The 1,250-nt window shown below is 50.8% G+C and carries 2 protein-coding genes; one reads left to right on the forward strand and one right to left on the reverse strand.

Features of this window, described 5'->3' with window-relative positions; genetic code table 11:
* The coding region (locus tag AC3B8H_RS21470; RefSeq protein ID WP_488443536.1) for a hypothetical protein at nucleotides 1-360 on the forward strand (360 nt) is incomplete at its 5' end.
* Nucleotides 361-937: 577 nt separating this feature from the next.
* On the opposite strand, the gene AC3B8H_RS21475 is transcribed toward AC3B8H_RS21470, so the two are convergent.
* Nucleotides 938-1,250 (reverse strand): hypothetical protein (locus tag AC3B8H_RS21475; protein WP_488443537.1); only part of this gene is annotated, 313 nt, incomplete at its 5' end.

A 1,250-nucleotide genomic window follows, 5' to 3' on the forward strand; every position in this document is an offset into this window, starting at 1 on the left:
CAGGACTGCCGCGCCCGGTGGCGGCAAGCATTCTTGGGTTATTTCGATTCGGAAGAAGTCCACTATTCCCAGCGACCGCCTATAACTTTGGTTTCGAACTGTGAATTCCCCGGTCAAAACGGGCCATTCCAGTACGGCTGGGCGGAAACCGCAACGAGCGCGTTTCAATTACGCGACCTGTCGATGACCAATTTGGAGGGTTTGTCGGCGTCAACGGTTGAATTAGTTCGCACGATGCAAATCGGAAACCATTTCGACAGTCCCGTTAATGCCGTCAGCAAGCCTATTCTTGTGGAGGGTGTCGTAAAAGTCCCTCTCCTTGCGGCAGAGGGGTTGGGGCGCGGGGAAATTACAAGGTAACGCATTGATTTTTTATTCCCCTCACCCAGCCCTCCCGCGAGGAGAGGGTTCTATTTTGACTTTTCGACAGCCTCTTGTGGGGATTTGCGCCAATGAAGGCACTCCGCTTGATGCGGTCGGTTTAGCGCTTCAAAAACGGAATATGCCCATCAATTCTGTCAGCTATACCCGCGATCGGGTCGAGAGACCGAGATCGCACGGGAATCTCTACCGTACCGGCCCGATAAAAACGCGAAACCCCGAAGACCTAGGGTCTGCGGGGTTCGTTGGTATTTCTCGGTATTTTGATTCTACGAACCAATAAAGGTCATTACGACCGGGTGCAAAATATCAGTTGGAAACACTGTCGCAAACCTCCTCGTCATCTAGACAATTCAAGATCATTAACGGAATCGCTGTATCGTTCTAGTCCCTTGGCTTTTAGTGTAGTTCAGTCTTGTCAAAAATCTACAAAATTCTGTGCAACGCGATCAGAGGCTTGTCGGGTTAACATTTCCCGCAACTCAACCAAGCACTGACGCGACCCGTTTTCGCCATCATCTGCTGTTAAGGCCCAATAACTCTAACGACCATCAAACTAACTCAAATTACCGCGATAAATTCTACTCTTGGAAAGACGTATCCAACCCAGCACAGTCATACCGAATAAATATGCGGACGAAGGCAACGGCACGGAGGAAGTTACCAGAACTCCGGCAGAAGCTTGAAGGAGGTTGCCGACCGACAGCGTATCGGTGTCCGGGTCGAAATTTGCGGCCAGGGGACTGCGAGAAAACAAGTCATAAGTCAGCGAAATCTGGCCGGAAAAAAAGCGCCCATTTTGCGTGTTGTCAGCGATGTGCAGCGAACCGATGCCGGTTTTGAAGTCAGCGTCGAAACTTTGCGCCCAA

The sequence above is a fragment of the Methylomonas sp. BG-2 genome, assembly GCF_057766305.1.